An 8,073-nucleotide genomic window follows, 5' to 3' on the forward strand; every position below is an offset into this window, starting at 1 on the left:
GCGGAAAACCCTCACACTTTTGCCCACCGTGTGCTAGATTTCGCGGCGTGTTTCGCACCGCCATCCACAGGAGACCTAAATGGCTGCAATGAAAAAGGCTGCTTCCAAACCCAAGGCCAAAACCGTGGCCAAGGTCGTCAAGGCCCCGGCGATTTCGGCCGACAAGCCCTTGACCAAGTCGGAGACTTACGCGTACCTGGCCGCCACCACCGGGCTGGCCCGCAAACAGGTGGTCAGCGTATTTGAAAACCTGTCCGGCCTGATCGGCAAGTGCCTCGGCAAGAAAGGCCCGGGCGTGTACGTGGTGCCCGGTCTGATGAAAGTCCGCGTGGTGCGCAAGCCCGCCACCAAGGAACGCGAAGGTATCAATCCGTTCACCGGTCAGCCGACGATTTTCAAGGCCAAACCCGCACGCAATGTGGTGAAGATTCAGGCCCTCAAGGCCATGAAGGACATGGTGAGGTAAAAGTTGTGACCCGGGGCCGCGGACACGCGGCCCCGGTTGTTCCTCACCCGGATTCCGGCGCGATGCCGGCGGTTGGTTATTTTTCCTGCAACGCCAGATCCTTGGCGCGCATCAAATCCACGATCGGCACGTACATCAGTTCGGCGAGCTTGTGCATGAGCGCATCCTCGTACTTGTCAAGCTGCCCATCGGCGTACGCCAGACGCCACAGCATGACCAGCAGGCCGCGTTTCGCATCGGCGTCGAACTGCCGGTTGATGAGCTTCACGAAACGATAAAGCGACGCGGCGCGGTCCGATTCCGCCATGCCCGCTTTCAATAGCCCAGCGGCCTGTTCAGTGGTAAGCGCGAAGCGCTGCGCCAGCATCTTCTGGGCGCGCGCCAGCTCATTGGGATGCTCCTCCATGTCGGCGCGCGCCATCTCCACACACAACGTGGCGACTGCACGCTGCAGCTCATCGGCGGACACCGCGGCCTCACGGTTGCCGAGCTGCTGATCCAGGAACTTGACCAGTTGCGCGAACATAACCCTTCCCAAAACGCGACGGCCCGTGCGGGCCGTCTGATTTGACTGCGAGCTGAGCCATTAAATTCCCGCCGGGCCGCACTGCGCACCGGCAGCCAACCCATGCGGGAATCAGCGCCGCATCAGAAACCGAAGCCCAGTTTCACACTGTAGGTATTATTGCCCGCGGTGCGATTAAGTTCCAGCGCCAGATGCACGCCGAATTCAAACGCCAGGCCCACAAAACTTTCGTCCGCGGTGAAATTCTCTTCCTGCAGGCCGGTCGCTGCGTCCGGGTTGCTGTTGATCCACACGCGCCCGATGCCCGCGTAGGGAATGAACGGACCCAGGCTTTTGGACACCGACAGCGACAGACTCTTGGTCTGAAAGGACAATTGACTCACGCCCGTGAGCCGGCTGAATGCCGCGCGCAAGCCAACCGCCGGGGTAAGGACGCCATCGTCCACGAGCGCGTAGCGCACCTCCGCACCATAGTCCTTGATGTTGGAGTTGGTCGCACCGCTATAGAAGCCGCCGATGTCAAATCCAAAGGGCAGTCCCTTGCTGACACTGACGCGTGCCATCGGGATCGTGGTCACGCCGCTGCCGCTGGTCGCCGTGTTCCAGGCTGCGGCATGCGCCACATTGGTGCTGCTCAGATCCAGTCCCAGGTCGAAGCCGGTAATACCTTCGGCCTCCGCGGACTGCAACTGTTTGAATGACAGCACCGCACCCAGATCCGCCGACAAATCGTGGAACTGGCCCTGCGTCAAGGCCGGCAGATTGTTGATGTCGTTGCTGGCGAAGGCGCTGCCGGTCAAGCCGACAAGCATGATTGCCAAAAGAATGCGACGCATGATGAAACTCCCCGAGGTAACCGTGCCAAACCGGCAGTCAAAGTTTAACAAACCCGCGGAAAAGTCTATGGACCGCCGGAGAACGCCCCCACTACCGCTTGTCGCACTTCGTTGAGCCGCCCGTGGAAAAAATGCCCTGTGCCCTTGAACACCGCGAGTTGCGGCTTGACCGCCAAACCTGCCACCCAGTCAAACACCGCCGGTGGCGAAACCACCTGGTCCTCATCTCCCTGGATCAACAACCACGGCATGCGCGGAAGCTGGATCGGATCGGTAGAAAAACGCTCCACCGCCGGTGCCACAGTCACCAGGCGCTGGACCGGCCGTTCGCTCTGCGCACGCAGCGCCACATAGGCGCCGAAAGAAAACCCGCCGAGCCACAACGGCAAACCGGGATGTTGCGCAGCGAGCCAATCGAGCGCCGCGAGCGCGTCGGCGGTTTCGCCGACACCATTGTCAAACGTACCGGTGCTCTTGCCGACACCGCGGAAATTGAAACGCAGGCTGAGCGCACCGAGATCGTTAAAGGCGCGCGCCACAATATAGGTGACCTTGTTGGTCATGGCGCCCTGCTGCAACGGATGCGGATGACACACCACCGCCAGCGCGCGCGGGGCACCTGCCGGATGATCCAGCAAACCTTCGAGTGCTCCGGCTGCGCCCACGAAACTTATGGGCTCAGACGCGCTCATCAATCGGCTCCCGACGTTCCTGATTGCGACTGATTGCATTATGCCTTCGGGATCTTCCGTGAAGTAGTTCTCAAAGCCGCGGTTCCTGGAACCTATCTCAAAATCTTCGAACCGTTCGTGTTGAGCGTAGCGGAGCTGAGCTCCGCGAAGTCGAAACACGGGAAATCAGGGAGTAACAACCCTTCGACCCCGCACCTGCGGCGCTACGCTCAGAGCCTGCCCCGGACTTGATCCGGGGCGAACGATATTTTGAGACAGGTTCTAGCCATCTTCGTCTTGGCCGAAAACCAATCTGAAAGAATACGCCGCCGCGCCTCCTTGAATTGCGCAGCCGCACGTCGCCCCGCCAATTCTGCACCGGAAATCCGCCGTCATCAGCGCAATTTTTGTCGGCGCTCGGGCGCGCGAGTATCATATTGATGTACTAAACGCCGGCTCATGCCGCAATGAGCCGCAATTACTTCAAGAGTGATCACCATGAACAAGACCATTGAACTTGAAAACCGTTATGCCGCCAAAAATTACCTGCCGCTGCCCGTGGTGCTCACGCGCGGCGAAGGCGTGTATGTCTGGGACGACGCTGGCAACAAATACCTCGACATGATGAGCGCGTACTCGGCCGTGAGCCACGGCCATTCGCATCCGCGCCTCGTCAAGGCGCTCAAGGACCAGGCCGACAAGCTCGCCATCTGCTCACGCGCCTTCCACACCGACAAGCTCGGACCCTTCCTGAAGCGCGTGTGCGAACTGACCGGCATGGACATGGCCTTGCCTATGAACACCGGCGCCGAGGGCGTGGAAACCGCGCTCAAGGCCGCACGCAAATGGGGCTACAGAGTCAAAGGCATTCCCGCAGGCAAGGCGGAAATCATCGCCTGCGAAGGCAATTTTCACGGTCGCACCATCGCCATCGTCGGCATGTCGAGCGAAGACCAATACAAGGACGGCTTCGGTCCGTTCCCGGCCGGGTTCAAGGTGATTCCCTACGGCGATGCCGCGGCGCTCGAAAAAGCCATCACGCCGAACACGGCGGCGTTTCTCGTCGAGCCGATTCAGGGCGAAGCCGGCATCCGCGTGCCGCCCGCCGGTTATCTCAAAAAAGCCGCGGAACTCTGCAAACGCAACAACGTGCTGTTGATCTGCGACGAAATCCAGACCGGCCTCGGTCGCACCGGCAAGTTACTGGCCTGCCAGCATGAGAACGTGAAACCCGACGGGCTGATTCTCGGCAAGGCGCTGGGCGGCGGATTGTTGGCCGTATCCATGTTCCTCGCACACAAGGACGTCATGGCGGTATTCACGCCCGGCGACCACGGCAGCACCTTCGGCGGTAATCCATTGGCCACGGCGGTGGGACTGGAAGCCTTGAACGTGTTGATGGAAGAAAAACTCTCGGAACGCTCGGCTGAGATGGGCGCCTATCTCCTCGACAAACTGCACACACTCAAAAGTCCGTTAATCAAAGATCTACGTGGCAAAGGTCTGTTCATCGGCATCGAATTCGATCCGCGCAAAGTGAGCGCGCGTGCCGTGTGCGAGCAGCTCATGAGCCACGGCATCTTGAGCAAGGAAACCCACGAAACTGTGGTGCGCCTCGCGCCACCTCTGGTCATCACCCGCGAGCAGATTGATTGGGCCGTGGAGCGGATTGGTCTGGTATTGAAAGAAATGGGTAAAGTGCGCGCGACTGGTTAATTTTCCCCGCGTTGCGTTCTCAAGTAGGTAGATATGAAGACACTACCGAAAATCATCTTTGTATTTACATTGTCGATCTTACTCGCACATTTCGCATGGGGAGCAGAAACAAATAACAAGAAAACGCTCGATCCAGAAATGGAAAAGCTTATCGCCTCGGCAGAACAGGGCGATGCGAAGTCACAAGCATGTCTTGCCGAATTTTATTTAATGGGAATGAATGTTGATAGAAACCCTGCAAAAGCCAATGATTGGCTTCAGAAGGCGGCGAGTCAAGACAATTTACGTGCAAAATTGGTGCTTGCAGAACTAGAAACTCGGGATCCGGAGAAACATAGCAGCGCCATTAATAACATCCAAGAACTGGCTGACCAGCATTATGCAGCAGCTGAGGAGCAGGTAGGCCTGATGTATCTTCAGGGCGGCAGTGATAGCAAATATCCGCAAAATTTTACCGCAGCCTTAAATTGGTTCCACAAAGCAGCTAAACGGAATTTCCCATTTGCAGAAGCAGATCTCGGGTTGGCATATAGATACGGTTGGGGAGTAAAACCCGACTTAAATAGGGCAAGAGCTTGGGCAAAACAGGCAGCAAACAATCAAATAGATTGTGCTCCCGACGTTGTGCCTTTAATTCAGCGCCTGATTACGATTAATGCCATTTACCCCCAAAGCGTGCTTGATGGCTCACGGCAGGGGCGTGTCCTCGTAAAAATGTTCAATCACAATGGTAAATTTACCCACCCAATTTTGGAAAAGGCGAGTGGGCATAAAGACATTGACATGGCAGCACTCAAAACCATGGCTGTTACGCCATTGCCGAGCTGGACAGGTATGGGTGCGTCAGTAATTTTGCCAGTGAACCTTACGCAGGCAGGTATTGACCCAGTTCTCTATTCAAATTACGAAACCAAATTATATGCAACAATCCAGAAAGCCATGGTCATCCCGAGACATGTTCTGATCTACGGCTCCAAGGGACCTGACAAGGCAACTGCTTCCTTCAAATGTCTGAATGGACACGCAATGGATATCAAAATCGTAAAATCAAGTAATGATACTTATGAAGACGCTGCGGCGATTGCAGCCATCAAAAAAGCTCAGTGTCCACCCACCCCGCAGACATTTACCGGAATAACTATGCCATTTTCCTTCACTCTCAATTTTGCATTGCCCTGAACATTCACATGGCTTTCACGCCGGCATCGGCCTTTCTTCGGTGAGATTGATCAAACCGCGGACGTGGCGATAGATGTACCAGATCCACACGATCGCGAAGGCGATCCAGCCAATGACAAATCCCACCAACACCAGATAGCTCGCGCCGATCAGGATGCACCACAGGATGGCCCACCAGAAGCTGCGGATCATCCAGGAATGATGGCTGTCCATGACTACGCCGTCATCACCGCGCTTCACGTAGTTGATGATGAGCGCCACGATGCTCAGGATGCCGGTGATGGCGCCGAGCAGGTGCAGTATGTATGCCACGATGGTGATGCCGTGACCTTTTTCTGCTGTGTTCATTGGCTATCCTCCAGAAAAATATCTCGCTAAATCCGACACCATAAATATCTTGTGGGAGCGGCCGTACCGACCGCGATAACTTCGCAATCGCGGCGAATATCGCCGCTCCCACAAGACCGTCGCTCCCACAGCCATATTCTGGACCTGAACTTCCTCAGGCTGCATGGGGCGCGGCGGCCGGGAATTCAAGCCGCACGCGCCGGTTCTGGCGGCCTTTCTTCTCGATTTTGGTGATGCTGACCGCGCCGATCTCGCCGATATGCGCCAAATGCGTGCCGCCGCAGGGTTGGAGATCAATGCCCTCGATGTTCACCAGCCGGATGCGGCCCACGCCCCGTGGCGGCTGCACCGAGAGGGTTTTCACCAGCTCTGGGTGCGCATCCAGTTCCGCGTCCGTGATCCAGCGGAATGACACCGGCGCATCGCGTTTGATCAACGCGCCCAATTTTTCGTTGACTTCCGCGACATCCGGACTTTCTGGCAGGTCGAAATCCAGCCGGCCATAGCCGTCGCCCACCTGTCCGCCGGTAACCGGCGCCACGATCACGGCGCTCAACAGATGCAGACAGGTGTGCATACGCATCAACCGGTAACGCCGCTCCCAATCTATTTCAGCCGTAACCTGCATGCCGGCCTTAAGCCAATCCGCCGCCTTTGCCGGCAAATGCAGGATTTCGCCGGGCGCCTCGCCTTTATGGGTATCGGCAATGCGCAGTTCGCGGCCATCATCCAGCCGCAGCACGCCGATGTCTCCCGGCTGGCCGCCGCCCAGCGGATAAAACACGGTGCGATCGAGTTGCACACCGCGCTCGTCCACGGCGAGCACTATGGCTTCACAAGTGTGCGCGTAGGCATCGGCGCGGAAAAGCTCATCAGTTATCACTTACTCGATACTCCGTTCGCACTGAGCCTTCGTCAAGCTCAGAACAGGCGTAGCCGCACAGCGGTGGAGTCGAAGAGTGGTCTCTTGCCCACCAAATAACCGCAGTAAATTCCGTTCATGCTTCGACTGGCTCAGCACGAACAGAATTTTCAATTTCCCACATCCTTCTCATCGTGGGGCTCGAACTTGAGAGCCGCAGAATTGATGCAGTAGCGCAAACCCGCCGGCGGCGGGCCATCATTGAATACGTGGCCGAGGTGCGCGTCGCACTGCGCGCACACGACTTCGATGCGTTGCATGCCGTGACTTGAATCCGCGTTCTCTTCCAGGCTCGCATCAGCCGCCGGCTTGGTGAAGCTCGGCCAGCCGCAGTGAGATTCGAACTTGGTGTCCGAGGTAAACACCGGGTTGCCGCAGCACACGCAGCGGTAAATACCGGCCGCGTGGTTGCCCAGGTATTCACCGGTCCCGGGCCGCTCGGTGGCTTTCTGGCGCGTGACGGCGTACTGCTCGGGCGTGAGTGCCGCGCGCCATTGCTGTTCGGTTTTACGGATCTTTTCCATCGACTACACCCGAGTGCACGATTCAGACCGGCATGGTAGCGCGCTCCGCTCCCGACGACACCGGTGGCAAACCGCGGGCGGAAAATCCGCGTTCAATCTGGTACCCTATGCGCCGCCTCCGGTACTGTTTCCAACCCCTGTTGCACGGGAGATTTCCAATGCGGAGCCGCATTGCCGTCCTCATAGTGGCCTGCGCGGCGTTCGGCGCGAGTTTCGCGGCGCACGCGGCCGGCGACCCTGCCAAAGGCAAGGTCGAATCGCAGACCTGCCTCGGCTGCCACGGCATCACCGATTACACCAATGTGTACCCCAGCTACCGCGTGCCCAAGCTGGCCGGCCAGAATGCGGCTTACATCGTGCACGCGCTCGAGGAATACAAGAGCGGCGCCCGCAGCCACAAGACCATGCATGCGCAGGCCTCGTCGTTGACGCAGCAGCAGATGGAAGACATCGCCGCGTACTTCAGCAGCCTGGGCAAACCCTACAAACCCGGCCCCGGAGCCGCACCATGAAACCCCTGACCGCACTGGCAACTCTGCTCCTCGGCCTGGGCCTCGCCGCCGGCGCATCGCTGGCCGATGATGCGCCTGCCGCCGGCGCCGCAACCTCCGCGCCACCCGCCACTCTCGCCTGGGCCGCGCAGGAGTTCAAAAATACCTGCTCCGCCTGCCACGGTGCCGACGGCGCCCAACCGACGCCGCTGCCGGGCAATCCGCCGCCGATCATCGCGGGCCAGTACAGTGACTACCTGATCCAGGCGCTCACCGAGTACCGCGACGGCCAGCGCCAGAACATCATCATGGCGCCGCAGGCCAAAACCCTGAACAATGCGCAGATACGCGCGCTCGCGGCTTATATCTCACGCCTGCCCACACCCTTGCACAC

The 8,073-nt window shown here is 58.5% G+C and carries 11 protein-coding genes; 5 read left to right on the forward strand and 6 right to left on the reverse strand.

Annotated elements, in window-relative coordinates:
- Window positions 1-79 precede the first annotated feature (79 nt).
- On the forward strand, window positions 80-466 hold the full coding sequence (locus VJR90_03465) for an HU family DNA-binding protein (GenBank protein ID HKV96535.1): 387 nt from the start codon (window positions 80-82) through the stop codon (window positions 464-466).
- Window positions 467-542: 76 nt separating this feature from the next.
- Here VJR90_03465 and VJR90_03470 read toward each other — a convergent pair whose 3' ends face one another.
- The 3 genes from VJR90_03470 to VJR90_03480 form a co-directional block, all read right to left on the reverse strand.
- A complete protein-coding gene (locus tag VJR90_03470) occupies window positions 543-992 on the reverse strand; it encodes a TerB family tellurite resistance protein (GenBank protein ID HKV96536.1) in 450 nt (149 codons plus the stop codon).
- Between the two features lie 122 nt (window positions 993-1,114).
- On the reverse strand, window positions 1,115-1,828 hold the full coding sequence (locus VJR90_03475) for a hypothetical protein (GenBank protein HKV96537.1): 714 nt from the start codon (window positions 1,826-1,828) through the stop codon (window positions 1,115-1,117).
- Window positions 1,829-1,893: 65 nt separating this feature from the next.
- A complete protein-coding gene (locus VJR90_03480) occupies window positions 1,894-2,520 on the reverse strand; it encodes an alpha/beta fold hydrolase (GenBank protein HKV96538.1) in 627 nt (208 codons plus the stop codon).
- Window positions 2,521-2,997: 477 nt separating this feature from the next.
- Between VJR90_03480 and rocD the strand changes: the two genes are divergently transcribed.
- Both rocD and VJR90_03490 read left to right on the forward strand, forming a co-directional pair.
- On the forward strand, window positions 2,998-4,215 hold the full coding sequence (rocD, locus tag VJR90_03485; GenBank protein HKV96539.1) for an ornithine--oxo-acid transaminase: 1,218 nt from the start codon (window positions 2,998-3,000) through the stop codon (window positions 4,213-4,215).
- A gap of 33 nt (window positions 4,216-4,248) precedes the next feature.
- Window positions 4,249-5,394, forward strand: a complete 1,146-nt coding sequence (locus tag VJR90_03490; GenBank protein HKV96540.1) for a tetratricopeptide repeat protein — start codon at window positions 4,249-4,251, stop codon at window positions 5,392-5,394.
- Window positions 5,395-5,409: 15 nt separating this feature from the next.
- On the opposite strand, the gene VJR90_03495 is transcribed toward VJR90_03490, so the two are convergent.
- The 3 genes from VJR90_03495 to msrB all read right to left on the reverse strand — a co-directional run bounded on the left by VJR90_03495 (window position 5,410) and on the right by msrB (window position 7,188).
- A complete protein-coding gene (locus tag VJR90_03495; protein ID HKV96541.1) occupies window positions 5,410-5,742 on the reverse strand; it encodes a hypothetical protein in 333 nt (110 codons plus the stop codon).
- 154 nt (window positions 5,743-5,896) lie between these two features.
- Window positions 5,897-6,625 carry an alanyl-tRNA editing protein gene (locus VJR90_03500; GenBank protein ID HKV96542.1) on the reverse strand — a complete coding sequence of 243 codons (729 nt, stop codon included), beginning with the start codon at window positions 6,623-6,625 and terminating at the stop codon, window positions 5,897-5,899.
- A gap of 149 nt (window positions 6,626-6,774) precedes the next feature.
- Window positions 6,775-7,188, reverse strand: coding sequence for a peptide-methionine (R)-S-oxide reductase MsrB (gene msrB / locus VJR90_03505; GenBank protein HKV96543.1), 414 nt, complete (start codon window positions 7,186-7,188; stop codon window positions 6,775-6,777).
- Window positions 7,189-7,346: 158 nt separating this feature from the next.
- Here msrB and VJR90_03510 point away from each other — a divergent pair, with 158 nt between their 5' ends.
- Both VJR90_03510 and VJR90_03515 read left to right on the forward strand, forming a co-directional pair.
- Window positions 7,347-7,700: a cytochrome c gene (locus VJR90_03510; protein ID HKV96544.1), complete on the forward strand. Its 354-nt coding sequence runs from the start codon at window positions 7,347-7,349 to the stop codon at window positions 7,698-7,700.
- On the forward strand, window positions 7,697-8,073 hold a 377-nt coding region (locus VJR90_03515; GenBank protein ID HKV96545.1), incomplete at its 3' end, for a c-type cytochrome. The genes VJR90_03510 and VJR90_03515, both read left to right, overlap by 4 nt.

This window comes from Gammaproteobacteria bacterium, from assembly GCA_035279405.1.
Classification (GTDB): Bacteria; Pseudomonadota; Gammaproteobacteria; order Natronospirales; family REEB76; genus REEB76.